Genomic DNA, 25,020 nt, shown 5'->3' with positions numbered 1-25,020 from the left:
TACATGCGTGTAATGGGTTTAGACGTCGGCTCTAAAACAGTGGGAGTCGCAATTAGCGATGAGCTTGGTTGGACCGCTCAAGGAATTGAAACGATTAAGATTGACGAAGATCAAGGTGTGTTCCGGATCGACCGATTAAAGGAACTTGCCGAAGAGTACCAGGTGGATACAGTTGTAGTCGGATTGCCTAAAAATATGAACAACTCTATTGGTCCCCGGGGGGAAGCGTCTAAAGCTTATGGAGAATTAATTCAGCAAGAGTTATCCCTTCCCGTTAAATACTGGGATGAACGACTGAGTACAATGGCAGCGGAACGAGTCCTTTTAGAAGCTGATGTAAGTAGGAAGAAACGTAAGAAAGTAATTGATAAAATGGCTGCGATGATGATCCTTCAAGGATATCTTGACAGCCAAAAATAATGAGGTGAATGTTCATGGAACACGGAGAAAAACAAATTACAGTAGTTGACGAACAAGGAAATGAACAATTATGCGAGGTTCTTTTCACGTTTGAGTCAGATAAATTCAATAAATCATATGTTCTTTACTATCCACTGGGAGCAGATGAAAACGACGAAGAAGAAATTGAAATTCACGCTTCTGCTTTCCTTCCGGGAGACGAAGGTCAAGAAGGCGAATTAAAGCCGATTGAATCTGAAGAAGAGTGGGACATGATCGAAGAAATGCTAAACACTTTCTTAGACGAAGAAGAAGACGCAGAATAAGCAATAAGCTATAGTTTCATAAGAAACAGGGACCGCAAAAAGGGACAAAAAATTCACCTTTTTGCAGGTCCCTGTTTCACTTTGTGCAAAATATTGTATAATAGTGGAGATGATGTCGAATTACCTTTAACGGATATCCCGCTTTTTTGCTCGAAAGGGGGAAATATAGCTTTGGAAAAGAACGGAAATATAAAAGAAACACTTAGGAAAAAACTACTTGAAAGACAAGAGGAGGCAAAGGTCATTAGAAAAATAGTAGGACTTGTCATACTTTGTCTTGTCATCATTATTGGAGGAACGGCCATCGGTGGGTACCTTTACGTAAATTCAGCATTAAAACCCGTGGATCCGGACAATACGAAACCAGTAAAAGTCGAAATACCTATAGGCTCTGGAGTGACATCCATCGGGAACATTCTGGAGGAAGAGGGAATTGTCAAGAATTCCACTGTCTTTAAGTACTATGTGAAATTTAACAATGAATCAGGTTTTCAGGCAGGATCTTATGATTTGACCCCTTCCATGACATTAAATGAAATTGTTAATAGCTTAAAAACAGGGAAGGTAATGAGAAAAGCAGAATTTAAGATTACCATACCTGAGGGACTGCAATTAGATCAAATCGCTGAGCTTATTGCTGATAAATCCCCATACAAAAAAGAAGAAATTGTAAATAAATTAAATGATAAGAAATGGCTCGAGCAATTAAAACAGGAATATCCGGCATTGATAACTGATGAAATATTAAAAAAAGAAATCAAACGTCCTTTGGAAGGATATCTCTATCCTGCGACGTACCCTTTTTATGAGAAAAAGCCTTCTTTAGAAGCGATATTAACGAAGATGATTGCCCAAACGAACGAAGTCCTCGCTCAATATGAGGGAGCGATGGCAGATAGGGAATACACGGCCCATGAGCTTCTTACGTTATCTTCCCTCATTGAAGAAGAAGCAACAGAAAAAGCAGACAGGGGAAAAATCTCAAGTGTCTTCTATAATCGTATTGAGGAAGGTATGCCTCTCCAAACCGATCCTACAGTGCTTTATGCATTAGGGAAACATAAAAAAAGAACCGTCTACAAAGATCTTGAAGTGGATTCACCTTATAACACATATAAAGTGAAGGGGTTACCGCCAGGTCCGATCGCGAATGCAGGTGTGTCTTCGATTGAAGCGGCTTTGGAACCGGAAGAAACAGAGTATTACTATTTCCTGGCTTCTGCCAATGGATCCGTTTATTATTCTGAAACATTAGAGGAGCATAACGAGAAAAAGGCGAAGTACATTACGAACAAAGAAGAATAGAGCGGTGATAAGAGGAAAGAAATATTCGCTTTCCTCTTATCTATGTGGTAAAATAGTACAAGTTATTTTTATATACGGGCGATATCTTTATGAAGATGTGTGTGAAGTAGAAAGCTCATTGTAGCTTTCTTCTTTTCATGTTGTCTGAGAATGGATCGTTACCCGGGACCACTTATGAACATGATCGTGAGGCTTATTTATGAACGAACAGGTTATTCACTATATAGAATCAATCGTGAAAGAACGTCCCCCGTTACTTGCTGAGATGGAGCAATATGCAGAAGCTCATAACGTACCGATTATGGAGCTGGTAGGGATTGAAGCATTGCTGGGGATGTTACGTATACAACAACCGAAGCGCATCTTGGAAATTGGGACTGCCATTGGGTATTCCGCTCTCAGAATGGCTGAGGCTCTTCCTCAATCGACAATCGTTACCCTTGAACGTGACCAAGAAAGGTTCGACGCAGCGCAGAGCTTTCTATCTCGTTCTGAGATTGGAAAGAGGGTCGTAACTTTATTCGGTGATGCCTTGGAGCTCGGCGAAGAAGTGGAAAAGCACGGTCCTTTTGATGCCATATTTATAGATGCCGCTAAGGGACAATACCTTAAATTCTTTGAACTCTACTCTGAAATGCTATCAAAAGAAGGGGTCGTCTACTCGGATAATGTCCTGTTTAAGGGACTTGTCGCCCAAGAAGAAGTAGAACAGAAAAGAATTCGGAACATGGTCAAAAAATTAAAGAATTATAATAAATGGCTCATGAATCATGGGCAATTTGATACGAGTATTTTACCCGTTGGAGACGGCATTGCCATCAGTAAAAAAAGAGGTGATCGCTCATGAAAAAACCAGAATTACTCGTGACCCCTGTCTTTGTTTCTGATATCGAAACGTTAGCATTGGCGGGAGCGGATGCGTTTATGATCGGTGAACAAAGGTATGGCTTAAGGCTTGCAGGAGAGTTTTCAAGAGAAGATGTAGCGGAAGCGATCAAAGCTGCTCACAAACACGGTAAAAAAGTGTATGTAGCCATGAATGCCCTTTTCCACAATGATAAAATTTCTGAACTTGACGACTATATTGCATTTCTTCAAGAAGCTGGCGCGGATGCGGTCGTGTTCGGTGACCCTGCTGTTTTAATGGCTGCCCGTGAAGTGGCACCGGATATGTTGCTTCATTGGAACACGGAAACGACCGCCACCAATTGGTATACGTGTAATTATTGGGGGAGAAAAGGGGCGAAACGCGCTGTCCTGGCCAGGGAATTAAGCATGGATACCATCGTGGAGATGAAAGAGAATGCAGAAGTTGAAATCGAGGTCCAGGTCCACGGAATGACTTGCATGTTCCAATCAAAACGCTCATTACTAGGTAATTATTTTGAGTATAGAGGCAAGGCGATGGAGATTGAAAACCGTAAAGAACAACGTAATATGTTCCTGCACGATGAAGAACGTCATAATAAATACCCAATCTATGAAGATGAGAACGGCACTCATATTATGAGTCCGAATGATATGTGCATTGTTGATGAACTGGGTGAAATGATCGAAGCCGGCATTGATTCCTTCAAAATCGATGGGGTCCAGAAATCATCAGACTATATATTAGAAGTGACGAAACTATATCGTAAAGCCATTGATCTATGTGTAGAAGACGAAGTACAATATGACAAGCAAAAAGACGGATTTTTAGAAGAAGCGAAAGGCCTTCAACCTGAAAATCGTCCATTGGATACTGGATTTTTCTTTAAAGAAACGGTGTATTAAGAATGAAATGAAGATTGATCAGAACGGAGGAGTTACGATGACCACGGTTGTGAAAAAAAACATATCCAAGATAGTAGATGGAAGACGTGTCATTGTGAAGAAACCTGAGTTACTGGCTCCTGCCGGTAATCTGGAAAAATTGAAGATAGCTGTCCATTACGGTGCAGATGCAGTTTATATTGGCGGACAGGAATACGGCCTGCGCTCAAATGCCGGGAACTTCACCTTCGAACAAATGAAAGAGGGCGTGGATTTTGCGAGAAGTTATGGCGCAAAGATTTATGTAACAACCAACATCTATGCCCATAATGAGAATATGGATGGCCTTGAAGACTACTTACGTGGACTTCAGGAGGCGGGAGTCGCGGGGATTATTGTAGCTGATCCACTCATCATAGAAACATGTAGAAGAGTCGCACCAAATGTGGAAGTGCATTTAAGTACCCAGCAGTCCCTTTCAAACTGGAAAGCAGTCCAGTTCTGGAAGGAAGAAGGACTTGACAGAGTGGTATTGGCACGTGAAGCGAGCGGCGACGAAATCTGTGAAATGAAAGAAAAGGTAGATATTGAAATCGAGACCTTTATCCATGGGGCCATGTGTATTGCCTACTCCGGCCGCTGCACATTAAGTAACCATATGACGGCCCGTGACTCAAATCGTGGCGGTTGCTGTCAATCATGCCGCTGGGATTACGATTTATATGAAGTCGACGGAGAAAATGAAAATCCTCTTTACGACAATGGTGATGCACCATTTGCCATGAGCCCGAAAGATTTGAAGCTGGTTGAATCGATACCGAGAATGATTGAATTGGGCATTGACAGCCTGAAAATCGAGGGACGTATGAAGTCCATTCACTACGTAGCCACTGTCGTAAGCGTATACCGTAAAGTGATTGATGAATACTGTAAAGATCCCGATAACTTTACGATTCAGCAAGAATGGCTGGAAGAGCTTGATAAATGTGCAAATCGTGAAACAGCTCCAGCGTTCTTTGAGGGAGTTCCAGGCTTCAAGGAGCAAATGTTTGGTGTTCATAATAAGAAAAACACAAATTATGAATTTGTCGGACTTGTGTTAGATTACGACGAAGAAACACAAATCGTCACCCTTCAACAAAGAAACCATTTTAAAATAGGACAAGAAGTAGAATTTTTCGGTCCTGAGATCTCAAACTTTACGCAAGTTGTGGAGAAGATGTGGGATGAAAAAGGAAATGAGCTAGATGTTGCCCGTCACCCATTACAAATTGTGAAATTCAAGGTTCATCAGAGAGTATATCCTGATAACATGATGCGAAAGGAGAACACCTAATACTTATGAAGCATAAACCCGTTGTGATTGGTGTAGCAGGAGGATCCGGCTCAGGTAAAACTAGTGTTACCAAAGCCATATATGAACAATTTCAAGGTCATTCGATTTTAATGCTGCAGCAGGATTATTATTATAAAGATCAATCGAATCTACCTTTTGAGGAACGCCTAAAAACGAATTATGATCATCCATTAGCATTTGATAATGATCTATTAATTCAACATCTGCACGGTCTACTAGATCATCAACCTGTAAATAAACCGGTCTATGATTATAAAATGCACACCCGTTCTGACGACACCATCCTCGTTGAACCGAAAGATGTTATTATTTTAGAAGGAATTTTAGTATTAGAAGATGAAAGATTGCGTAACTTAATGGATATTAAGCTATATGTAGATACAGATGCTGATCTTCGCATCATCAGAAGAATGCTTCGCGATATTAAAGAGCGGGGACGTTCCATTGATTCCGTCATTGATCAATACATTACAGTTGTTCGTCCTATGCATAATCAGTTTATTGAACCGACGAAGCGATATGCTGACGTGATCATCCCAGAAGGTGGTCATAATCACGTGGCAATCGATTTAATGGTAACAAAAATTCAAACTATTCTTGAACAAAAGTCATTTTTGTAATACGATAGCATAGATAAAGACATATAGGTAGATTTTACATTTTCCCACATTGTAAAGAAGCAGGGAATGGAGAGAGAATAAATTCTCTCTCCATTCCCTACCTTTACATAACTAGCAAATGACATTTACATAAAGAGTACGGGAAGCTCTTAGATAGAAGAAGGAGTGAAGAGGGTCATGAGTACAGATAAAGTATTTCCGATGACAGCAGAAGGTAAAGAGAAGTTAGAAAAAGAACTGGAGAATTTGAAAACGGTTAAACGTAAAGAAGTCGTTGAGCGTATTAAAATCGCCCGAAGCTTTGGAGATTTATCCGAGAACTCAGAGTACGACGCAGCCAAAGATGAACAAGCATTTGTTGAAGGTCGTATTTCCACTTTAGAAAACATGATTCGCAATGCGAAAATCATTCAAGAAGATGATATGAACTCAGATACAGTACAATTGGGTAAAAGAGTAACGTTCGTTGAACTGCCGGACGGAGACAAAGAAACATATACAATCGTTGGTAGTGCAGAAGCGGATCCATTTGAAGGGAAAATTTCAAATGATTCACCTATCGCGAAAAGCCTTCTTGGTCATAAAGTAGGCGCGAAAGTAAGCGTTCAAACTCCAGGTGGAGAAATGAATGTGAAGATCGTAGAAGTAAGCTGATCATGTAGAAGGGACTCATTAGCGAGTCTCTTCTTTTTTTATGCTGTGAATAAGATTATTTCACATAAAACTCGTCAACAATGGGGACGAGGTGACAATATGAAACGAAAACGAATCAGGTTGCTCAGTATCTTTTTATTACTTGCTCTTTTTGCGCTAGCAGCTAGACTGATGCAATTGCAATTATTCCAAACAGAATCCTATTCGAAACATCAAATCAATCTTCTCGAAGAAAGTGTATCTCAACGAACGCAACAATTGGTGATCGATGAAGGCAGGGGAGAATTTCTTGATCGGAACGGGGAACCACTTACGTATACGGAGAAAAATGTTCTTGTTCTTTTTCCTTTCCTGAAGAAAATGGACTGGCCTGCAGAAAAAGTGGCAGATATTCTTCATGTACCACCTCAAACAATCCTATCAAAGCTAGAGGAAGCGAAAGGGCCGATCATCTTTGGCGGAAAAGAACCACTACAGCTGACGGAAAGCCAAATGAGTGACATTAATTCCCTTGAAATCCAAGGAGTCTTTGCACTCACAAAAAAGTTTAAAAGCATCGAAGTCCCTGCTTCTCAGTTGATCGGCGTAACAGGAGAAAATACAGAGGTGTTTCATGAGCGTTATCCTGATAAAGTAAAAGGAGCGAATCAGAAAATTGGCGTGTCCGGCCTTCAAGAAAGCTTTGATGAGTGGCTGGTCGCAGAGGAAGAAGCAAAGCTGATCTATCATGTGGATGCAATCGGTGGTCCGCTTTTCGGTGTAGACGTGAAATACCTGGCCCCTGCCAATCCCTTCTACCCCCTTAATGTGAAAACGACAATCGATGCGAGGATGCAGCAAGCATTGGAAGAAGTCGCCGATACGTATAACATTCAAAAGGGAGGATTACTGCTCCTTGATATTGAAAAAAGTGAAATCGTTGCCAGCGTATCAAGACCTTCGATGAAAAGCCGTGACCCGTTTAGTGGCGGGGCAACAAACTACATGCTGAAAGCGTTGATCCCCGGATCCGTATTTAAGACCGTTGTCGCCGCTGCAGCCATGGACGAAGGGATTGTGGATGAAAGCAGGTTGTTTGCATGTGATGAAGATATTCTAGGTGGTCCTGCGGAAAAACCCCATGGGAACATTAATATTAAAACGAGTATCGCTGTCAGCTGTAACCGAACGTTTGCGGATTTGGCGAATGAACTAACGGAGAAGGATGACCATCTTCTTGATGAGTATGCTGAAAAGATCGGCTTGATTGGAGACATTGCGTGGAAAGGAAATGTCTTTCATTATGAAAGCTTTCCTCAGCTTCAAGTGAGTGAAGGAAGGATTTTCGCGAATGAAGAACATAGAAATGAACCAAAACTTGTTTCTCAAACTGGCATTGGACAACAGGAAGTTCGAGTCACCCCCCTTGGTATGGCTAATATGATGGCCACTATCGCCAGGGGAGGGGAAAAATATCAAGTTAGTGCCGTATCTGCAGTCGAGTACCAAAACGGAACAAAGATGTTTTCCTTCCCCAAACAGGAGGCTAAGGGTGAAACAATCACTCCATATACGGCCATGAAGCTTCAGCAGTATTTAAGAGGAGTAGTAAATTCTCCCGAGGGGACGGCTCCCTATCTACAAACAGCAGCCTACCCCATTGCCGGTAAAACGGGAACGGCCCAAACAGGGAATTATCGTGGAGAAAAAACGAAGGAAAATGAATTATACAATAAATGGTTCGCCGGATATTTCCCCTTTGAAAATCCCAAATACTCCCTCGTTGCCGTCAACATGGATGTGAAGATCGGTGAGGGTGGGATCTACCCGATTTTCAAAGATAGCGTAGATGCCATTTATAATCTAGAGAATAATTAACCCTGATGTACAATGGTCCTGCGACCTTTTTCCCTTTCTTATGAAAGTAGATAAAACCAACTGAGATGGATAATGTTTCGCTTTATTCTTTTCCTCTAATCGTGTTAAAATGTTTAGGATAATAGGGAGGGAACGTAATGGCGAAATACCAATCTCGATTAGATAAACGATCCAAGAAGAATTCAAATAAAATTTTGAACATAATGATCGCAGTCGTACTTTTATTGATAGTCGTTGTCGGAGCAACAATAGTGATGGGAGGCGGCGATGAGAAGGCATCATCTAACGTTGCTGATACAGAAACAAAAGACTCGGACAAAGGCAATAAGAATGCTGAAAAAGACGATAAATCTGTTTCTTTAGATGAGGATAAAAAATCTGAGGAAAAAGATAATGAAGATAAAAAAGACGAAGAAAAGAAAAAAGATGAAGAAAAACAAAAAGACAAAGCTTCTGATGAAGAGGATACTGTTGCATTAGAAGGTGAAGAACAAAGCGAATTAAAAGTCGAAGATAGTGACGAACCCAACGTGAAGAAAACAATGGTGCATCCTGACTGGAAGCCGGTTGGAACTGAGCAAACCGGTGAACACGTGTCTATATATGATGAAGGCACTGTAGACTGGCAGGAAAAAATCAAGGCTACCTCTTATGCAACAGGCATTCCTGAAGACAACATGACCGTTTGGTGGATGGAAGGGAATGGCGGTCCTCAGAAGTCCATGGCTACCGTGACGGCTAAAGATACAAAAACCCCATACAGGGTTTATCTGCAATGGGTGGACGGCAAAGGATGGCAGCCTACCAAAGTGCAGGAATTAGAGGAAAATGATAAAGATTAATATGTGATGAAAAAGGCTCTTCCTCATTAAATGGGAGAGCCTTTTTTGAATTATTTTTTTACTTTAAAATGAACCGCCGCGCTATACAATCTTCTGCCATTTTCATCAATCGAAACGACATGATTTACATGATGAACGCTCAGCATGATTGCTTTATTATGCTGGATTTGTTCATCCACCTTCTTTTCCAATGTTCGTAAACTATCTGCTTCAAAAAACTCCACTTTATCTTCTATTAAGTCAAATGAAATATTCATATGTTTATCCTCCTCTAATACTGTGATTTCCTTACAGACAGGTTATCCCCCCTTATTTTAGAGCGGGAAAACGGATTTTACAATTATTATTTGTTGAATTCATTCAAAGAATATGATAATTTAATAACAGTTTTTATTTTAATTCATAGTATGTTTATAGGAATTATAAACTTAATGTAGCTGAGGTGCTTAACCATGGGTAGAGAATTTTTGGATTTGTTCCAGGATTGGGCAGATTCTTATGACGATACAGTAACGGGGAAAGACGTTGAATATCAAGCAGTTTTCGAGCACTATGAATCTATTCTTGACGAAGTAGTTTCCCGTTCAAAGGGAAGAGTCGTTGAATTTGGCCCGGGGACAGGAAACTTGACCAGGAGATTACTGGACGGAGGACTTGAAGTGGTTCCTTTCGAGCCTTCCCCTGAAATGAGAGCCATTGGAATGCAGAAGCTTGGAAAAGAGGTCACGTTCATGGATGGAGATTTCCTCGACTTTTCTTTAGAAGGAAAGGCAGATTCCATCGTGAGCTCCTATGCATTTCATCACTTAACAGATGAAGAAAAGGGAAAAGCTTTTCGCATATATGGAAAGCTCCTAGCACATGGTGGTAAAATAGTATTTGCCGATACGATGTTTGAAACGGATCAGCACTATCAAGCCGCCATATCCCAAGCAATCAAAAAAGAGTATTACAACCTGGCTGAAGATTTAAAACGGGAATATTACACTACCTTGGATGTTCTAAGGGAATTATTGGACCAGAATGGGTTTTCAGTCACTTTTAAGCAAGTAAATACCTTTGTGTGGATTATGGAGGCGACTAAACAGTAGAAAGAGGTTTTAGTAATGAAAATCGCCATCATTGGAGCAATGGAAGAAGAAGTAGCCTTACTTAGAGAAAATATTTCAAACCCGACAGTGGAAACAATTGCAGGGTGTGAATATACAAGTGGAACGATGAAAGACAAAGAAGTGATCTTACTTCGCTCAGGAATCGGCAAGGTGAATGCAGCGATGTCAACAGCCGTTCTTCTGCAGCATTATAAACCGGATTGCATCATCAATACAGGGTCAGCCGGAGGATTCGATCCTTCGCTAAATGTTGGTGATGTTGTCATCTCAACAGAGGTAAGGCATCATGATGTGGATGTGACGGCTTTTGGATATGAATACGGTCAGGTACCACAGCTTCCTGCCGCATTTACAGCAGACGAGAAATTAATGCAGACAGCCATTGATAGCGTGAAGGAACTTGGAAATGCACAAGTCGTGTCAGGATTGATCGCCACAGGAGATTCATTTATGAATGATCCTAAGCGTGTGGAAGCGATCCGTGACAAATTCGCCGGATTACAAGCAGTTGAAATGGAAGCAGCCGCCATTGCGCAAGTGGCTCATCAATTCAACGTACCATTTGTCATCATCCGATCTCTTTCTGATATTGCCGGCAAGGAATCAGATGTTTCCTTCGAACAATATTTAGAAAAGGCAGCCCTCCACTCTGCCAAAATGGTTATGAGCATTGTAAAGTCTGTATAATACAAGGAAAATACGGCTGACCCGGGTACCAACATTCTCATCAAAACATACGGAACAGATGGTGTTCAGGCGAGCACTCCAATCATATGTATTTGAGGACAGGATCGGTTCATGGAGTCAGCTTTTTTTATGAAGGAGGATTGAATACATGGACGTGTATAACAGCGTACATGACCTGATTGGGAATACACCGATTGTCGAGCTTACAAACTTCCCATTAAAGAAAGGAGTTCGCCTCTTTGCTAAGCTGGAATTTTTCAATCCTGGAGGTAGTGTGAAGGATCGTCTAGGAAGGGAATTATTGGAAGATGCCATCCGTAACGGTAAAATAGAACCGGGAGGCACTCTCATCGAACCGACTGCTGGGAATACGGGAATCGGCCTGGCTCTTGCAGCTGTGAATTCTGGATACAATGTCATGTTCTGCGTACCAGAAAAATTCAGCATCGAAAAGCAGGAGCTTATGAAAGCATTAGGCGCTAAAATCATTCATACCCCAACCGAGGAAGGAATGAAGGGGGCCATTGCAAAAGCAAATGAACTGGTAAAGGTAATCCCGAACTCTTATTCTCCGCAGCAATTTGGGAATGCGGCGAATCCGGAGACGTATTATAAAACTTTGGGACCTGAACTATGGAATCAGATGGATGGCAACATTCAAACATTTGTTGCAGGAGCAGGGACAGGGGGAACCTTCATGGGGACTGCTCAGTACCTGAAGGAAAGAAATAAGGACATCAAAACAGTCATTGTTGAACCTGAAGGCTCCATCTTGAACGGTGGAACATCAGGACCCCATAAAACAGAGGGAATCGGCATGGAATTCTTACCTCACTATATGGATTCAAGCTATTTTAATAGCATCCATACCGTGACGGACGACAATGCTTTTAAACGAGTAAAAGAGCTTGCGCTGATGGAAGGCTTGCTGGTCGGAAGCTCTTCTGGTGCAGTACTGCATGCTGCATTACAGGAAGCGGAAGAAGCAGAGCCGGGAGGACATATCGTCACGATTTTCCCGGACTCGAGTGAGCGCTATTTAAGTAAGAAAATATATGAAGGAGGACTCTAATCATGAAAAAGAAAACACAACTAATTCACGGCGGTATCCCTACAGATCCTCAAACAGGTGCTGTATCCACTCCCATCTATCAGGTGAGTACGTATAAACAGGATGAAGTAGGAAAGCATAAAGGCTTTGAATATTCACGTTCAGGAAACCCGACAAGACATGCCCTTGAAGAGTTGATTAAAGATCTGGAAGGCGGAGAAAAAGGCTTTGCATTCGGATCGGGAATGGCAGCTATTACGGCGGTTATGATGATGTTCAATAGCGGAGATCATATAGTCATGACGGACGACGTGTATGGTGGAACGTATCGTGTCATGACCAAGGTCTTAAACCGCATCGGCATCGAATCCACTTTCGTTGATTCAAGTGATATCGACAATATGGAACGTGCTATTCAACCGAATACAAAGGCTGTATACATTGAAACACCAACGAATCCACTGCTGAAAATTACCGATATCGAGGCAGCGGCTTCCCTAGCCAAGAAGCACAATCTATTGACAATTGTGGATAATACATTCAGCACGCCTTATTGGCAAAATCCAATCAGCCTGGGAGCAGACATCGTTCTTCACAGTGCAACTAAATATATCGGCGGACACAGTGACGTGGTAGCAGGACTGGTCGTTGTGAATTCCGAAGAGCTTGCTGAAGAGTTATTTTTTGTACAGAATTCAACTGGCGGAGTTCTTGGACCACAGGATTCATGGTTACTGATTCGTGGCATTAAAACCTTAGGGCTGAGAATGGAAGAACATGAAGAAAACACGAAGAAAATAGTCGAGTATCTTACATCACACCCGAAAGTATCAAAGGTTTACTATCCGGGATTAGAAACGCATCCGAACCATGACATAGCCAAGAAACAGGCATCCGGCTTTGGGGGAATGGTTTCCTTTGATGTAGGAAGTGAAGAAAATGCCGATCGTCTGCTCACGAACACCAAATACTTCACATTAGCTGAAAGTCTTGGCGCAGTAGAAAGTTTAATCTCGGTACCTGCCCGCATGACTCACGCTTCAATTCCGGCAGATCGCCGAAATGAGTTAGGGATCACCGACGGTTTGGTACGTATCTCTGTCGGTCTTGAAGACGTAGAGGACCTGATTGAAGATATTGAAAATGCCCTTTCCAAGTAATTCGTCTACTGGCAGAACTGGTATCAATTACATGGTAGCTGATATGCTTCTGTATGTTACCATAGAATGAGAGTTTACTAGTTCTAAAGTAGGTGAATGCGCATGAAAAACGCAAAAAAAAGAACCATTCGACAAAAAATGAACGACTTCAAACGATTTGGTTTTACGTTACTTGCACTTAGTGTCTTTATGTATTTAGGGGTTATTATTCCAACAGAAACCGTCACACCAAGTAAAACGATCACCCTCATGTCAGGGACCGTCGTATTACTCGGATTGTCACTTATATTTTTTACAAAAGCGATCAAATACAAAAAAGATCTGCAATCTATAGATGAATAAATCATTTAAAGCGGGTTCTCATTGAGGACTCGTTTTTTTCATGTCGTTTTCAAAGGGTGCTGGCGGTGAGTTTTGAATAGATTCCCAAAAAGTAAATTCATTTTTTATATGAGTGAAGTGCGAAAACCCGGACCGTTACTTTCCGCTCCACTCTGTGCTAATTATTTTATGTAATCAAAAATAGTTCCTATAGTATAAAATTTGTTTCTAAAAAAAATATCTGCAATGAAAGCACAAAACATCTATTGGTAACTCATAAACCGGTCATTAATCAATGTTTACTCTTCTTATTGCCACATTGAATCATTGGAATTGATATCCTATACATTCTATAATTTGTTATTCTGATCTTTAAGCTCTTTCACGAAAATCTATTATAGATGGTGAGGGGAACTGCGTAGACTCCTGCGGAAGAACGGTCGCGGAAAGCGAAGCAGTTCCCCTCACCATCAAGCACAATCCTCATTGACAGAGCACCGGCAGATCAGATGTTTTAAAAATCATAAACCTGAAAAAAGAACATTCTAGAACCATGTGGAAATTTGTAGAAAAAATAATGAAGAAAGTGGTTTACTTTACTGTGAAAATTGGATATACTAACCAATGTAAGAAAAAAATCACAAGAGGGAGGTCGAAGAAAATGTTCGTGCTTATTCGAAAAAAAGACACAACTTCATATTGTTTTCATCATTCGACCACTTGTGGGATGCTTTACGCTTAATTTTAAATCCATTAAATGATAGCCACAGGGAGAATGTAGGTTCCTGTGGCTTATTTGTGCCACAAGGATCGGTATCTTTGTGGCTTTTTAGTATGCCTTGCAGTTCTGCAGGCACTTTGAAAGGGGTGATACGTATGACACTTAATCTTTTATTTATAACGGTAACGTTCAATAAGAAACAAGAAACGTTTGAAGAAGCGACGCACAATGAAACGGTTTCAAAATCCTATGAAGAAACGAAAACCAAGAACCAATACATGTCGCAATTGTACTAATGATATCTAAAAAATGGAGAGGAGAATGAAAGATGATTTATGTACAGGAGAAAATGCTTAATGCGCTATGGGTAGAGAAGGATACTGCCTAACGAAACAAAAGGTGGGTGGAAAGATGTTTTTAAATATTGTTTTTTGGTCGGCTTTCTTCCATAAAAAGAAGAAGCAGGATAAGAAATAGAATGAATGAGGAGGATGCCTTTTTTTGGAGGGTGTCCTCCTTTGTATTTATTTGAGGTCACGAGGGGCTAAGGCAGACACAGTTCTGTCAATCTTTAGTAATAAGTTGGTCACGAATGAGAGGGGAATATCGGGCTTTTCGTGATACATTAATAGTAAGTAGAGAAGGTAGTAATGACTGCTAAAGAGGGAGAGAGATTACGATGTTTCCAATGATAATGGGTCTGGTCGTAACATCTGTGATTGGTCTGATTATTGCCGCTGAAGTCAGTGTAGAATAGAGAATAAAAGAAAGCGATCCGAGTCTGGATCGCTTTTTTCATGATTTATTCCGTTTTTCTTTTTCCTCACGATAAAATTCATGAAACATCTTCATGAGTGCCCTTTTCTCGATTCGTGAAACATAGCTTCTTGAGATTCCTAATTCCTTAGCAATTTCCCGTTGTGTTTTTTCCTCTTTCAAGTCTAATCCGAATCGCCCGACGATCACTTCTTTTTCCCTCTCGTCCAGCACACAAATGTATTTTCTTACCTTTTCAAGTTCCATACTTAATTGAATCGTATCGATGACATCATCACTCTCAGACTTTAAGATATCAATTAAGCTGATTTCATTTCCTTCTTTATCTTGACCGATAGGATCGTGAAGAGATACATCTTTTTTCGTCTTCTTTAGTGCACGAAGATGCATAAGAATCTCATTCTCAATACATCTTGCTGCATAGGTGGCAAGCTTTGTGCCTTTTCCTTCTGAATAGCTTTCAATCGCTTTAATCAATCCGATGGTCCCGATGGAAATAAGGTCTTCTGGATCTTCGCCTGTGTTTTCAAATTTCTTGACGATGTGAGCAACCAATCGCAGGTTATGTTCAATGAGCATGTTTCGGGCATGCTCATCTCCTTCTGCCATCAGCCTTAAATATTTTCGTTCATCTGCTGCAGATAGAGGTTGAGGGAATGCATTGTTCTTTACGTAAGAAACGAGGAAAATTAACTCTTTAAAGAAATACCCCAGTGCCGTTAGAACTCCAGACATATTCACACCTCCATTAGGACTTAAGCCTATACTCATTCATATGTTACGAAAGGGATGTCCTTGCATGTCCCTGGAAAGTAATCAAAGAAAACGCAAACTTTCTTTCCGGGGGATTCCGGGTAATAATGTTGGAAACTGCCTATACGCTATTTCCCTATAAACATATACTAGTAGCAAAAGTAGGTGAGGAGGTATTGCAATGCCGTATGGATACCCTTGTTATGGACCAGTCTATCCAGGTTATTATGGTGGTGGCGGATTCTACTTCGCTCTAGTCGTTGTATTACTAATCTTACTTTTCCTATTCGGTGGATGGTGGTACTACAATAACTGTTAGTCTGACAAGCATAACAGTTATAATTTGACAGAGCCCTGTTCACAAAGTGAACAGGGCTCTGTCATAGCTCTTACATCTTCTTCAATGTAAAAGGGCTTATCATTAATACAGCTAGAGTGATTGTTATACATAAAATCAGCACACCTGAAACAAACGGGATAGCCAGGTAGCACAGGGTCAGTAAACATCCGGCTACGGTGATCGGCAATCCCGTAAAGTAGCCGTCGTTTTCTGAAATATTGAAGCGGGCTAATCGAAATGCGCCACACCCTATATAGAATATGGTGAAAAACATCCCCGGAAAGTCATACTGATTAAGAACGGCTATATACAGGAGCAGGGCAGGAGCTATGCCGAATGAAATGATATCACTCATGGAATCCAGCTGTTTCCCTAACTCTGACTCAATGTGCATTTTCCTCGCAACCATCCCATCGAAGCGGTCTGTTAAGGCAGCGATGAAAATCAATAACAAGCTTAGGTTTAATTGATTATGAAGTATTGAAATAATAGCAAATCCACCTAATGATAAGTTGGACAAAGTAATGAGGTTGGCCGTTTGACTTTTTAGCTTTTTAAATGTTTGATCGACGACTTCGGAGAGAAACAATCATCACTCACTCCCTTTGAAAAAGTTTGTTCACTACTGAACATGTTTTCTGGCTGAAATATTCACTTTACATACGCTTGCAGATACAATTGGAACGGTCATAACAATATATGTTAAATCCCACAGTGAAAAAAGATTCTTATAAATATAGTATATAATAACATTTTATTATATACTTATTAAACTGTTAAAGTTAATCGTTTTTTAGAAATTTGTGAGGGATATTAATGAAGCAATCCATTTATCGTCTGTTTATCGAACTAACAAATAAAAAATGGTCCTCTTATATGATCAGGAAATTTGTACAGTCTCCTTTGAGTCGCCCATTTATTTCATCATTTATCAAAACGTACAAAATAAATGTGGATGAAATAGAAGGCCAAGTTGCTGACTATAAAACGCTACATGATTTCTTTATAAGAAACTTGAAAGAAGATGCAAGGACCGTGAAATATAGTGAGAAACAAGCAGTCAGTCCAGTCGATGGATTATTGGCCGATACCGGCAGCATTTCCGATGACCTTGTAATTGAAGTGAAAGGAAAGCCCTACTCCATTCTTGATATGCTTGGTAGTGAAGGAAAAGCTTCTGATTATAGTGGGGGAGAATTCGCGGTATTTTATTTGAGCCCTGCGAATTATCACCGCATTCACAGCCCGGTGTCAGGCGCGATTCTAAAGCGGTGGTCACTGGGACAGCACTCCTACCCGGTCAATGAACTGGGATTGACGTACGGAAAAGAAGCCCTTTCAAAAAACTTCCGTTCGATTACGGAGCTTCAACATGTAAAGGGCAAAGTGGCTGTCGTAAAAGTAGGGGCCATGTTTGTCAACAGCGTTGATTATGTTCATGAGGGGAAAGAATGGAAACAAGGCGAAGAAGTCGCGTACTTCAGCTTCGGCTCCACCGTCATTCTACTTTTTGAAAAAAGTACGTTCCGATTCTCTCTGAATAAAGAAGTACCTAGAAATGTGACGGTAGGAGAAACGATTGGAGATTTCATTAAATAACGCTGCTTTCTAAAGATTGAAGCGGAAATCAACCACTACTTGCTCAGTCACATAGTTACGAAAACATCCTTATATAAAGAGGACGGATTTCAAACAAATCCGTCCCATTTCATGTTAGTATTCTACGATGAAGCTTTTATTTTATTAGTAAGAGATCGACGGTGAATTTCCATTTCGATGAGGCGAATGAATTCTGTATTGAGTTTCAACTCCAACGCTTTAAAATAAGAATCAATCAACAGTTCGTCCGATAATTTCCTCATTAATGCCACCTCCAATAATCATCATCTTTTTTGTATTTCGAAACATAATGTTAGTACGTTTTTAAGTAGTAATTAAACTTTACCAAATTTGTTTTTTTAGAACAAGCGTTCCGTTATCCACAGTTCACGGTGGATAAGTTGTGACTAACTTGTATATAACTGGTAAATAAGCGATGTTTATGTCTTGTATAATGTGAATAAGGTTATCCACAACCATGAAAGCCTCTGGAAATTTGTCGAAAAATATTTATTCTCTTTGGGAATAAATATGGAATTCAAGGAATATATGTGATTTATTTTGAATCTGCAGGGAAAATTGGTTATCATTAATCTGTTATAGGTTAAAGGATACTTATAGAGAGAATCGGTATCCGCAGAAACAATGGACGTGGAGCTATACGACTAAGAAGAAAAGTAAATATTAAAGCATATAAATGATAATGAAATTTGAGGTGCTGCAAGTGATAAAGCAATTTTTACCCGATGAACAGGTTCAAGATATTTTCAGTATCAGACCGGAGTATTTAAAAGAAAAAGGAATTAAAGCGATCATTACAGATTTAGATAATACGTTAGTGGAATGGGACCGTCCCAATGCCACCCCTAAGTTAATCCAGTGGTTTAAAGAAATGCAGGAGCATGGAATCCTTGTGACCATTGTGTCCAATAATAACAAAAACCGGGTGGGAGCATTTGCAGAGCCATTGGGCGTTCCGTTTATATTCCAGGCCCGTAAGCCAATGGGACGTGCTTTTAAAAGGGCGATTCAGGAAATGGGTGTGAAGAAGGAAGAGTCGGTAGTCATTGGAGACCAGCTTTTAACGGATGTATTAGGCGGAAACCGAAACGGCTTCCATACGATACTGGTTGTTCCTGTTGCACAATCAGATGGGTTCATCACAAAGTTCAATCGTCGTGTAGAACGAAGAATAATGAAGTTTTTCAAGCGTAAAGGCATGCTTGAGTGGGAGGATAAAAAGTGAGTCAAGTTGTATGTATAGGATGTGGCGTTGAAATCCAGACGGAGAATAAGGAAGGAATGGGTTATGCACCTTCTTCAGCTCTTCAAAAAGAAGAGATTATTTGTCAACGTTGCTTTAGATTAAAGCATTATAATGAAGTCCAGGATGTCCCCTTAACGGATGATGACTTCTTGAAAATATTAAATGAACTTGGTGATTCAGAAGGGTTGATTGTCAAGATTGTCGATATATTTGATTTCAATGGGAGCTGGCTGCCTGGATTGCATCGTTTCGTAGGATCTAACCCGATTCTGCTTATTGGTAACAAAGTGGATCTGCTTCCCAAATCTGTGAAACCTTCCAAGCTGATTCATTGGATGAAACATGAAGCAAGTCAATTAGGATTGAAGCCTATTGATGTTCAGTTAGTGAGTGCCGCAAAAGGTCAGGGAATTATTGATGCGATCGAAGCGATTGAACATTATCGAAATGGAAAAGACGTGTATGTAGTAGGGTGTACAAACGTAGGGAAATCAACGTTTATAAACCGTATTATCAAGCATGTATCAGGTGAACAAGATGTCATTACGACTTCTCATTTCCCTGGCACCACTCTCGATATGATTCAAATTCCACTTGATGACGAAGAGTCACTCATAGATACGCCTGGAATTATTAATCATCATCAGATGGCTCATTTTGTTGATAAACAGGATTTGAAAATCATTACTCCTAAGAAAGAGATCAAGCCGAGAACCTTCCAGTTGAATCCAGAACAAACCCTGTTCTTCGGTGGGTTGGCGCGCTTTGATTTCATGGCTGGTGAGCGTCAGGCATTTACCTGTTATTTCTCAAATGAGCTATCCATTCATCGCACAAAGATTGAGAAAGCCGATGAGCTCTATAAGAATCATGCAGGAGAACTGTTGCAGCCGCCAAGAAAAGATGATATGGAATCATTCCCTCCACTTGTGAGGCATGAATTTAGAATTAAAGAAGCAAAAACGGATATCGTCTTCTCAGGTTTAGGATGGATTACAGTGAATGACAGAGGGGCAACCATTGCTGCCCATGTTCCTAAAGGCGTTAGTGTTTTCTTGAGAAAATCATTAATCTAGGAGGGATTCTGTGGCTCTATATGGTGTTATAGGAGATCCGATTGCTCACTCTATGTCTCCCGAGATGCATAATGCCGCGTTCCAAGAATGTGGAATGGATTCTGCTTACGTGAAATTTCACGTGAAAAAAGAGCAGCTTTCCCAAGCCATAAATGGAATAAAAGCGTTAGGGATTAAAGGAGTGAATGTGACAGTTCCCCATAAAGAACAAGTCATGCAACTTTTAGATGAAATTGATCCATTGGCCGAGGCAATCGGGGCAGTGAATACGATTGTCAATGAAAATGGCAAGCTGATCGGTTATAATACAGACGGTCTTGGGTTTGTGGAAGGCTTGAAAAATATAGCAGATGAACAACTTGAAGATAAATCGATGCTGATTATCGGAGCCGGTGGTGCTGCGAAAGCCATTTATTATTCCCTTGCTTCTCTTGGAGTGAAGAGAATCGATGTGAGCAACCGTACGGCACTGAGAGCTGAAAAGATGATTGAAGCTTGTCCTTTCGATTTGAACTCGGGATTTCTATCTCTAGAGGCTGCTGAAAACACATTGAACCAATATGATGTGATCATCCATACAACATCTATAGGAATGTTTCCTCATATAGAAGACAGTCCATTAACGATCAAAGAGTTAAAAGAGGGATGCATCGTTAGTGACATTATCTATAATCCTTTGGAAACAGCATTATTGAAGCAAGCGAATCAGAAAGGTGCCCGTACTCAAAATGGTCTTGATATGTTTGTGTACCAGGGAGCCCTTTCATTTGAAAAGTGGACGGGAATCTTTCCACCTTATTCGATTATGAAAAACACCGTTTTACAACAACTAGGAGGTCAACATGTTAACAGGTAAACAAAAAAGATATTTACGTTCTGAAGCACATCATTTAAATCCGGTTTTCCAAGTAGGAAAAGGCGGAGTCAATGAAAATATGATCAAAACAATCGGAGAAGCGATTGAAGTAAGAGAATTGATGAAAATCAGTATTCTTCAAAACTGTGATATGGATAAGTCTGAGATTGCTGACGAGTTATCCAAAGGAGTAGGGGCGGAAATTGTTCAAATCATTGGAAATACAATTGTCCTTTACAAGGAGTCGAAAGAAAACAAGCAATTAATCCTACCACGATAAGGATTGATAAAATGATGAAAAAGGTTGGACTCCTGGGGGGGACATTCAATCCTCCTCATATGGGCCATTTGGTTATTGCGGAACAAGTTTTAGAGAAGGCGAATTTGGATGAAATACGATTTCTACCGAATCACGTTCCTCCTCATAAACAGGCGGATGAAAGTGTTTCAGTTGAACAGCGTCTCTTCATGCTGCAAAAAGCGATTAAGAGTAACCCTCACTTTTCCATTGAACGGATTGAACTTGAAAGAGAGGGTGCCTCATACACTTACGACACCATCAAGCTATTAACCGAGAGGGAAGAGGACACCGAGTTTTCTTTTATAATAGGCGGGGATATGATCGAATATCTCCCGAAGTGGTACCGGATAGAGGAACTTCAGGAAATGGTCAGGTTCATTGGTGTCAATCGTCCTTCCTATTCACATGACACTTCGTTTAATGTTCAATTGCTTGAAGTAACATCCATTGATATTTCTTCTTCCTACATTCGCAACACAGTGAAACTGGGGCAATCGGTACGCTATTTAGTCCCTGACGATGTGTATCGATTCATAAAGGAGGAGAAATTGTATGAATAGGGAAAAAGCCTTGGAAATCGTAAAAGAACATTTAACGGAACATCGCTATATACACACTTGTGGAGTCATGGAAACAAGCATAGAGCTTGCAAAGCAATATGGAGCCGATGAGAAAAAGGCAGAAATAGCGGCGATTTTCCATGATTATGCGAAGTTCCGTGATAAGCAGGAAATGCAAACAATCATTGTAGAAGAGAAGTTGGCTCAGGATCTTTTGCTGTACAATAGCGAGCTTTGGCATGCACCGGTAGGAGCGTTACTTGTAGAGCGTGAAGTTGGTATACAGGATGAAGATATTTTAAATGCCATCCGATACCACACTTCGGGTAAAGAAGAGATGACTATCCTTGACAAAGTGATCTATTTAGCTGATTACATCGAACCGAATCGACAATTTCCCGGGGTGGAAGAAGTGAGGGAACTCGCAAAAGAGTCATTAGACCAAGGGCTGTTGAAGGCACTTCAAAATACGATGACCTTTCTTATGAAAAAAAATCAAGCGATCTACCCAGATACATTTCGCTTTTATAACGGATTAATTTTAAACAAGAGGAGATGAAGGAATGGAACAAAATTTAGTAGAATTAGCGTTTAATGCCGCTGATGATAAACGTGCTGAAGATATTGTTGTATTAGATATGAAGGGTGTTTCTTTAATTGCGGATTATTTTCTGATCTGTCATGGGAACTCAGACAAACAGGTGCAGGCCATTGCCCGGGAATTAAAGGACAGAGCAGAAGAAAACGGCTATACAGTCAAACGGTTGGAAGGATTTGATCAAGCACGCTGGATCTTAGTTGACTTAGGTGATGTCGTCGCTCACGTGTTTCATAAAGAGGAAAGAGGCTACTATAATCTAGAGCGTTTATGGGGAGATGCATCCTTCGTCGAAGTTGGACAAGGTGAGAGTCACTAAATGAGTTATGAACGTTTTGCTTATGTGTACGATTATTTAATGCAGGACGTCCCATACGACGGCTGGTTGGAGTTTGTGAATAAACAAGCTAAAGCCTATTCTCTCCAAGGGGAAAGCGTCCTTGACATCGCTTGTGGCACCGGGGAATTATCGCTGCGCCTTGTCCGGGACGGCTACAATGTGACAGGAGTCGATCTCTCTCAGGATATGCTGATGGTAGCTCAGGAAAAGGCTTTAGAAATGAACGTAAAGCTTAATCTGTTTCAACAGGATATGTCAAAGCTTGATTCACTTGGGGAATATGACCTTATCACGATTTTTTGTGATTCCCTGAATTACCTGGAAGACGAAAGAGACGTGGAAAATACATTCAAAAGTGTATATGCTCATCTTAAGCATGATGGCTTATTCCTATTTGATGTACATTCCATTTATAAAATGACACAAATATTTATAAACCAGACGTTTACCCTTACGGATGAACATGTCTCGTACATTTGGGATTGCTTCCCTGGAGAAGATCCGAATAGTGTAGAGCATGAACTGACTTTTTTCGTGAAAGATGAGGAAACGAATCAGTACAATCGAGTAGAAGAACTTCACAAACAGCGCACATACCCCATTCTGACTATAAAAGAATGGTTGAAGGATGCAGGGTTCGAAGTGTTGAACATCTCTGCAGACTTCACACAAGAAGCCCCTACAGACCATAGCGAAAGAATTTTCTTTACGTGTAAGAAGAAATGATAAAAAAGCCGAATCGTCTCTGAAAAGAGAATGATACGGCTTTTTATAAAAAGATTTTATAAAAAAGAAGGAAAAAATCAATTCGTGTCGAAATATAAAAAAGGAGCCTGACTAGACTCCAAATTGTGATTTCGTTCCTTCAATATCATCCACGAACTTTTCCTGTGTGGCTTCAAATAATTTCTCGAAAACTTCTCCCAGCTCTCTTTCCATTACGGAAATTCCTATTCCAGTCACTCCTCCCTTTACACAAACTTTTTCTTGAAGTGTCGGTAATGTATAGATATTTTTCTTCAATAAGTCCCCAAGACCAACAAGCATTTCAGATGCTAAGACAGTGGCTGTTTCCCTATCAATTTCTGTCACTTCTGCTGCAGCGTTAATAAACCTTTGTGTAACATAACTGAAAAAAGCAGGTCCGCAGCTGACAATGTCTGAAGCAACTCGCGTAACATTTTCATCAATGACTACCGGTGTGGAGATATGCTCAGCCAGTCTCATTAATTCCTGTCTCCATTTATCTGAACAATGACTTCCATACGTTAAAAGTGACACTCCGCTTAATGCACGATTTGTAATACTTGGAATGAATCGGGCACAGGAACTGGTCAGGATAGATTCTAATTGTTCCACGCTTACTGGACTGGTTATTGAAACTACGCATTTATCACTGGTAAAACTTTTTTTATTCTCCTGAATCACATCATAAACATCATGAGGTTTCACACATATGAAGATTAAGTCAGATGACTTGATCACTTCTTCTTTTGAATGGCTTACATTCACTTTATTCCATTTTTCTTTTATATCCTCGGCTTTTTTTAATGACCGATTCGTAATATGAAGATGTGAAGGAGAAATCGCCTTTGATTCAATGAGAGCTTCAATAATGATTTTCCCCATGTTTCCCGTTCCAATAATACCCACTTTCATGTGCAGCCCTCCTTCTATCACACTCTCTCCTAAAACTTATGAATTCCTTTCAATGAATATTCCACCAGAGGTGATTTCCTGTGCAATCCCTAATTGAAAAATACAGAACGGTTCTTGTGATTCTTGTGATTTGTGCCATTGTCCTGATTGCATATATATTAAAAAATGCTTCCGCCGCTCCAGTTAAAGAGGCTACTTTTACAGCCGCTCCAGCAAAAATAGAAAAGGAGCCTGAAGAATTGAAAATAGTCGAAAAAGTATTTGTAGACGTAAAGGGGGAGGTTGTTAAACCTGGATTATATGAAGTCAGGCAGGGAGACAGGTTGAAGTTTGTGATCGATAGAGCCGGTGGTTTCACCGCAGAAGCAGATAAGAAAGTGATCAATTTAGCGGTAAAGGTATCAGACGAAATGATGATTTATGTCCCTAAAATCGGAGAAATAGAAACGCCCCAACAGATTATGGCACCTTCAATGCCTGGGAACGATTCAGAAAAGGGTAGAATCAACATTAATACAGCCACTAAACAGGAATTCGAAACACTGCCCGGAATTGGTCCTGCGAAAGCTTCAACCTTTATCCAATATCGCGAAGAACATGGGCCGTTTGAGACTATAGAAGAAATTCAAAACATCTCTGGAGTCGGTGAAAAAACTTTTGAGAAATTAAAAGAATATATTTATGTCCAATGAATTGACGAAACATAGGAAGTCTTTATACACTTAAACAA

At 40.4% G+C, this 25,020-nt stretch carries 32 protein-coding genes; 27 read left to right on the top strand and 5 right to left on the bottom strand.

The window, feature by feature from the left end:
* The first annotated feature begins 3 nt into the window (after positions 1-3).
* From ruvX to ACYH0O_RS17395, 10 genes are all read left to right on the top strand, one after another.
* Positions 4-420, top strand: a complete 417-nt coding sequence (gene ruvX, locus ACYH0O_RS17440) for a Holliday junction resolvase RuvX (protein WP_148969767.1) — start codon at positions 4-6, stop codon at positions 418-420.
* 14 nt (positions 421-434) lie between these two features.
* Positions 435-725: a DUF1292 domain-containing protein gene (locus ACYH0O_RS17435; RefSeq protein ID WP_482629692.1), complete on the top strand. Its 291-nt coding sequence runs from the start codon at positions 435-437 to the stop codon at positions 723-725.
* 165 nt (positions 726-890) lie between these two features.
* Positions 891-2,030, top strand: a complete 1,140-nt coding sequence (mltG, locus tag ACYH0O_RS17430; RefSeq protein ID WP_482632602.1) for an endolytic transglycosylase MltG — start codon at positions 891-893, stop codon at positions 2,028-2,030.
* 199 nt (positions 2,031-2,229) lie between these two features.
* Positions 2,230-2,877 carry an O-methyltransferase gene (locus ACYH0O_RS17425; protein ID WP_482629691.1) on the top strand — a complete coding sequence of 216 codons (648 nt, stop codon included), beginning with the start codon at positions 2,230-2,232 and terminating at the stop codon, positions 2,875-2,877.
* Complete coding sequence (locus ACYH0O_RS17420; RefSeq protein WP_482629690.1) at positions 2,874-3,803, top strand: peptidase U32 family protein; 930 nt, start codon at positions 2,874-2,876, stop codon at positions 3,801-3,803. The genes ACYH0O_RS17425 and ACYH0O_RS17420 overlap by 4 nt, the downstream gene beginning before the upstream one ends.
* Positions 3,804-3,840: 37 nt before the next feature.
* On the top strand, positions 3,841-5,118 hold the full coding sequence (locus ACYH0O_RS17415) for a peptidase U32 family protein (RefSeq protein WP_482629689.1): 1,278 nt from the start codon (positions 3,841-3,843) through the stop codon (positions 5,116-5,118).
* Between the two features lie 5 nt (positions 5,119-5,123).
* Positions 5,124-5,759, top strand: a complete 636-nt coding sequence (gene udk / locus ACYH0O_RS17410) for a uridine kinase (protein ID WP_044339568.1) — start codon at positions 5,124-5,126, stop codon at positions 5,757-5,759.
* Between the two features lie 177 nt (positions 5,760-5,936).
* The gene (greA, locus tag ACYH0O_RS17405) at positions 5,937-6,413 is read left to right on the top strand and encodes a transcription elongation factor GreA (RefSeq protein WP_482629688.1); all 477 of its coding nucleotides are present in this window, start codon (positions 5,937-5,939) and stop codon (positions 6,411-6,413) included.
* Positions 6,414-6,512: 99 nt separating this feature from the next.
* Positions 6,513-8,270 carry a peptidoglycan D,D-transpeptidase FtsI family protein gene (locus ACYH0O_RS17400; RefSeq protein ID WP_482629687.1) on the top strand — a complete coding sequence of 586 codons (1,758 nt, stop codon included), beginning with the start codon at positions 6,513-6,515 and terminating at the stop codon, positions 8,268-8,270.
* A 137-nt stretch (positions 8,271-8,407) separates the two neighbouring features.
* On the top strand, positions 8,408-9,112 hold the full coding sequence (locus ACYH0O_RS17395) for a YrrS family protein (RefSeq protein WP_482629686.1): 705 nt from the start codon (positions 8,408-8,410) through the stop codon (positions 9,110-9,112).
* Between the two features lie 50 nt (positions 9,113-9,162).
* On the opposite strand, the gene ACYH0O_RS17390 is transcribed toward ACYH0O_RS17395, so the two are convergent.
* Entirely contained in the window at positions 9,163-9,369 is a 207-nt protein-coding gene (locus ACYH0O_RS17390) for a DUF2536 family protein (protein ID WP_482629685.1), read from the bottom strand.
* A gap of 195 nt (positions 9,370-9,564) precedes the next feature.
* Here ACYH0O_RS17390 and ACYH0O_RS17385 point away from each other — a divergent pair, with 195 nt between their 5' ends.
* The 6 genes from ACYH0O_RS17385 to ACYH0O_RS17360 all read left to right on the top strand — a co-directional run bounded on the left by ACYH0O_RS17385 (position 9,565) and on the right by ACYH0O_RS17360 (position 14,460).
* Positions 9,565-10,203 carry a class I SAM-dependent DNA methyltransferase gene (locus tag ACYH0O_RS17385; protein WP_482629684.1) on the top strand — a complete coding sequence of 213 codons (639 nt, stop codon included), beginning with the start codon at positions 9,565-9,567 and terminating at the stop codon, positions 10,201-10,203.
* 15 nt (positions 10,204-10,218) lie between these two features.
* Positions 10,219-10,911: a 5'-methylthioadenosine/S-adenosylhomocysteine nucleosidase gene (mtnN, locus tag ACYH0O_RS17380; protein ID WP_482629683.1), complete on the top strand. Its 693-nt coding sequence runs from the start codon at positions 10,219-10,221 to the stop codon at positions 10,909-10,911.
* A gap of 148 nt (positions 10,912-11,059) precedes the next feature.
* On the top strand, positions 11,060-11,983 hold the full coding sequence (locus ACYH0O_RS17375) for a PLP-dependent cysteine synthase family protein (protein ID WP_482629682.1): 924 nt from the start codon (positions 11,060-11,062) through the stop codon (positions 11,981-11,983).
* Positions 11,984-11,985: 2 nt separating this feature from the next.
* A complete protein-coding gene (locus ACYH0O_RS17370) occupies positions 11,986-13,122 on the top strand; it encodes a bifunctional cystathionine gamma-lyase/homocysteine desulfhydrase (protein ID WP_482629681.1) in 1,137 nt (378 codons plus the stop codon).
* Positions 13,123-13,224: 102 nt separating this feature from the next.
* Entirely contained in the window at positions 13,225-13,464 is a 240-nt protein-coding gene (locus tag ACYH0O_RS17365; protein WP_482629680.1) for a YrhC family protein, read from the top strand.
* 855 nt (positions 13,465-14,319) lie between these two features.
* A complete protein-coding gene (locus tag ACYH0O_RS17360; RefSeq protein WP_482629679.1) occupies positions 14,320-14,460 on the top strand; it encodes a YrzI family small protein in 141 nt (46 codons plus the stop codon).
* Positions 14,461-14,959: 499 nt separating this feature from the next.
* On the opposite strand, the gene sigK is transcribed toward ACYH0O_RS17360, so the two are convergent.
* Positions 14,960-15,676 (bottom strand): RNA polymerase sporulation sigma factor SigK, encoded by a 717-nt coding sequence (gene sigK / locus ACYH0O_RS17355; protein ID WP_044339577.1) that lies wholly within the window; start codon positions 15,674-15,676, stop codon positions 14,960-14,962.
* Between the two features lie 199 nt (positions 15,677-15,875).
* Between sigK and ACYH0O_RS17350 the strand changes: the two genes are divergently transcribed.
* Positions 15,876-16,013 carry a hypothetical protein gene (locus tag ACYH0O_RS17350; RefSeq protein WP_172655779.1) on the top strand — a complete coding sequence of 46 codons (138 nt, stop codon included), beginning with the start codon at positions 15,876-15,878 and terminating at the stop codon, positions 16,011-16,013.
* A 70-nt stretch (positions 16,014-16,083) separates the two neighbouring features.
* Here ACYH0O_RS17350 and pssA read toward each other — a convergent pair whose 3' ends face one another.
* Complete coding sequence (gene pssA / locus ACYH0O_RS17345; protein WP_482629678.1) at positions 16,084-16,623, bottom strand: CDP-diacylglycerol--serine O-phosphatidyltransferase; 540 nt, start codon at positions 16,621-16,623, stop codon at positions 16,084-16,086.
* Positions 16,624-16,850: 227 nt separating this feature from the next.
* On the opposite strand from pssA, the gene ACYH0O_RS17340 reads away from it, so the two are divergent.
* On the top strand, positions 16,851-17,633 hold the full coding sequence (locus ACYH0O_RS17340) for a phosphatidylserine decarboxylase (RefSeq protein ID WP_482629677.1): 783 nt from the start codon (positions 16,851-16,853) through the stop codon (positions 17,631-17,633).
* A 122-nt stretch (positions 17,634-17,755) separates the two neighbouring features.
* On the opposite strand, the gene sda is transcribed toward ACYH0O_RS17340, so the two are convergent.
* On the bottom strand, positions 17,756-17,896 hold the full coding sequence (gene sda / locus ACYH0O_RS17335; RefSeq protein WP_113970654.1) for a sporulation histidine kinase inhibitor Sda: 141 nt from the start codon (positions 17,894-17,896) through the stop codon (positions 17,756-17,758).
* 461 nt (positions 17,897-18,357) lie between these two features.
* Between sda and ACYH0O_RS17330 the strand changes: the two genes are divergently transcribed.
* The 8 genes from ACYH0O_RS17330 to ACYH0O_RS17295 are packed head-to-tail and all read left to right on the top strand — an operon-like array spanning position 18,358 to position 23,357.
* Complete coding sequence (locus ACYH0O_RS17330; protein WP_397541197.1) at positions 18,358-18,879, top strand: YqeG family HAD IIIA-type phosphatase; 522 nt, start codon at positions 18,358-18,360, stop codon at positions 18,877-18,879.
* Positions 18,876-19,976, top strand: coding sequence for a ribosome biogenesis GTPase YqeH (gene yqeH / locus ACYH0O_RS17325; protein ID WP_482629676.1), 1,101 nt, complete (start codon positions 18,876-18,878; stop codon positions 19,974-19,976). The genes ACYH0O_RS17330 and yqeH overlap by 4 nt, the downstream gene beginning before the upstream one ends.
* Positions 19,977-19,986: 10 nt before the next feature.
* On the top strand, positions 19,987-20,832 hold the full coding sequence (gene aroE / locus ACYH0O_RS17320; RefSeq protein WP_482629675.1) for a shikimate dehydrogenase: 846 nt from the start codon (positions 19,987-19,989) through the stop codon (positions 20,830-20,832).
* Entirely contained in the window at positions 20,819-21,112 is a 294-nt protein-coding gene (gene yhbY, locus ACYH0O_RS17315; protein ID WP_113970651.1) for a ribosome assembly RNA-binding protein YhbY, read from the top strand. The genes aroE and yhbY overlap by 14 nt, the downstream gene beginning before the upstream one ends.
* A 14-nt stretch (positions 21,113-21,126) precedes the next feature.
* Positions 21,127-21,693 carry a nicotinate-nucleotide adenylyltransferase gene (locus ACYH0O_RS17310; RefSeq protein WP_482632601.1) on the top strand — a complete coding sequence of 189 codons (567 nt, stop codon included), beginning with the start codon at positions 21,127-21,129 and terminating at the stop codon, positions 21,691-21,693.
* Positions 21,686-22,252 carry a bis(5'-nucleosyl)-tetraphosphatase (symmetrical) YqeK gene (gene yqeK / locus ACYH0O_RS17305; protein WP_482629674.1) on the top strand — a complete coding sequence of 189 codons (567 nt, stop codon included), beginning with the start codon at positions 21,686-21,688 and terminating at the stop codon, positions 22,250-22,252. The genes ACYH0O_RS17310 and yqeK overlap by 8 nt, the downstream gene beginning before the upstream one ends.
* A gap of 4 nt (positions 22,253-22,256) precedes the next feature.
* A complete protein-coding gene (gene rsfS, locus ACYH0O_RS17300) occupies positions 22,257-22,610 on the top strand; it encodes a ribosome silencing factor (RefSeq protein WP_044339584.1) in 354 nt (117 codons plus the stop codon).
* Entirely contained in the window at positions 22,611-23,357 is a 747-nt protein-coding gene (locus ACYH0O_RS17295) for a class I SAM-dependent DNA methyltransferase (protein ID WP_482629673.1), read from the top strand.
* Between the two features lie 111 nt (positions 23,358-23,468).
* Here ACYH0O_RS17295 and comER read toward each other — a convergent pair whose 3' ends face one another.
* Positions 23,469-24,290 carry a late competence protein ComER gene (gene comER, locus ACYH0O_RS17290; RefSeq protein WP_482629672.1) on the bottom strand — a complete coding sequence of 274 codons (822 nt, stop codon included), beginning with the start codon at positions 24,288-24,290 and terminating at the stop codon, positions 23,469-23,471.
* 80 nt (positions 24,291-24,370) lie between these two features.
* On the opposite strand from comER, the gene ACYH0O_RS17285 reads away from it, so the two are divergent.
* Positions 24,371-24,982 carry a helix-hairpin-helix domain-containing protein gene (locus ACYH0O_RS17285; protein WP_482629671.1) on the top strand — a complete coding sequence of 204 codons (612 nt, stop codon included), beginning with the start codon at positions 24,371-24,373 and terminating at the stop codon, positions 24,980-24,982.
* Positions 24,983-25,020 lie beyond the last annotated feature (38 nt).

Source organism: Rossellomorea sp. H136 (assembly GCF_056838065.1).
The sequence above is the reverse complement of the archived record's forward strand: the minus strand, read 5'-3'. Positions and strand labels throughout refer to the sequence as shown.

Excerpts from the sequence above, each read along its gene's own strand:
- comER (WP_482629672.1), bottom strand. The coding sequence starts at position 24,290 with ATGAAAGTGGGTATTATTGGAACGGGAAACATGGGGAAAATCATTATT.
- ACYH0O_RS17395 (WP_482629686.1), top strand. The coding sequence starts at position 8,408 with ATGGCGAAATACCAATCTCGATTAGATAAACGATCCAAGAAGAATTCA.
- rsfS (WP_044339584.1), top strand. The coding sequence starts at position 22,257 with ATGGAACAAAATTTAGTAGAATTAGCGTTTAATGCCGCTGATGATAAA.
- ACYH0O_RS17425 (WP_482629691.1), top strand. The coding sequence starts at position 2,230 with ATGAACGAACAGGTTATTCACTATATAGAATCAATCGTGAAAGAACGT.
- ACYH0O_RS17350 (WP_172655779.1), top strand. The coding sequence starts at position 15,876 with ATGCCGTATGGATACCCTTGTTATGGACCAGTCTATCCAGGTTATTAT.
- ACYH0O_RS17370 (WP_482629681.1), top strand. The coding sequence starts at position 11,986 with ATGAAAAAGAAAACACAACTAATTCACGGCGGTATCCCTACAGATCCT.
- ACYH0O_RS17390 (WP_482629685.1), bottom strand. The coding sequence starts at position 9,369 with ATGAATATTTCATTTGACTTAATAGAAGATAAAGTGGAGTTTTTTGAA.
- ACYH0O_RS17385 (WP_482629684.1), top strand. The coding sequence starts at position 9,565 with ATGGGTAGAGAATTTTTGGATTTGTTCCAGGATTGGGCAGATTCTTAT.
- ACYH0O_RS17435 (WP_482629692.1), top strand. The coding sequence starts at position 435 with ATGGAACACGGAGAAAAACAAATTACAGTAGTTGACGAACAAGGAAAT.
- sda (WP_113970654.1), bottom strand. The coding sequence starts at position 17,896 with ATGAGGAAATTATCGGACGAACTGTTGATTGATTCTTATTTTAAAGCG.
- yqeK (WP_482629674.1), top strand. The coding sequence starts at position 21,686 with ATGAATAGGGAAAAAGCCTTGGAAATCGTAAAAGAACATTTAACGGAA.
- ACYH0O_RS17420 (WP_482629690.1), top strand. The coding sequence starts at position 2,874 with ATGAAAAAACCAGAATTACTCGTGACCCCTGTCTTTGTTTCTGATATC.
- ACYH0O_RS17340 (WP_482629677.1), top strand. The coding sequence starts at position 16,851 with ATGAAGCAATCCATTTATCGTCTGTTTATCGAACTAACAAATAAAAAA.
- ACYH0O_RS17360 (WP_482629679.1), top strand. The coding sequence starts at position 14,320 with ATGACACTTAATCTTTTATTTATAACGGTAACGTTCAATAAGAAACAA.
- greA (WP_482629688.1), top strand. The coding sequence starts at position 5,937 with ATGAGTACAGATAAAGTATTTCCGATGACAGCAGAAGGTAAAGAGAAG.
- ACYH0O_RS17295 (WP_482629673.1), top strand. The coding sequence starts at position 22,611 with ATGAGTTATGAACGTTTTGCTTATGTGTACGATTATTTAATGCAGGAC.
- mtnN (WP_482629683.1), top strand. The coding sequence starts at position 10,219 with ATGAAAATCGCCATCATTGGAGCAATGGAAGAAGAAGTAGCCTTACTT.
- ACYH0O_RS17310 (WP_482632601.1), top strand. The coding sequence starts at position 21,127 with ATGAAAAAGGTTGGACTCCTGGGGGGGACATTCAATCCTCCTCATATG.
- ACYH0O_RS17415 (WP_482629689.1), top strand. The coding sequence starts at position 3,841 with ATGACCACGGTTGTGAAAAAAAACATATCCAAGATAGTAGATGGAAGA.
- sigK (WP_044339577.1), bottom strand. The coding sequence starts at position 15,676 with ATGTCTGGAGTTCTAACGGCACTGGGGTATTTCTTTAAAGAGTTAATT.
- ACYH0O_RS17400 (WP_482629687.1), top strand. The coding sequence starts at position 6,513 with ATGAAACGAAAACGAATCAGGTTGCTCAGTATCTTTTTATTACTTGCT.
- ruvX (WP_148969767.1), top strand. The coding sequence starts at position 4 with ATGCGTGTAATGGGTTTAGACGTCGGCTCTAAAACAGTGGGAGTCGCA.
- ACYH0O_RS17375 (WP_482629682.1), top strand. The coding sequence starts at position 11,060 with ATGGACGTGTATAACAGCGTACATGACCTGATTGGGAATACACCGATT.
- ACYH0O_RS17365 (WP_482629680.1), top strand. The coding sequence starts at position 13,225 with ATGAAAAACGCAAAAAAAAGAACCATTCGACAAAAAATGAACGACTTC.
- udk (WP_044339568.1), top strand. The coding sequence starts at position 5,124 with ATGAAGCATAAACCCGTTGTGATTGGTGTAGCAGGAGGATCCGGCTCA.
- yhbY (WP_113970651.1), top strand. The coding sequence starts at position 20,819 with ATGTTAACAGGTAAACAAAAAAGATATTTACGTTCTGAAGCACATCAT.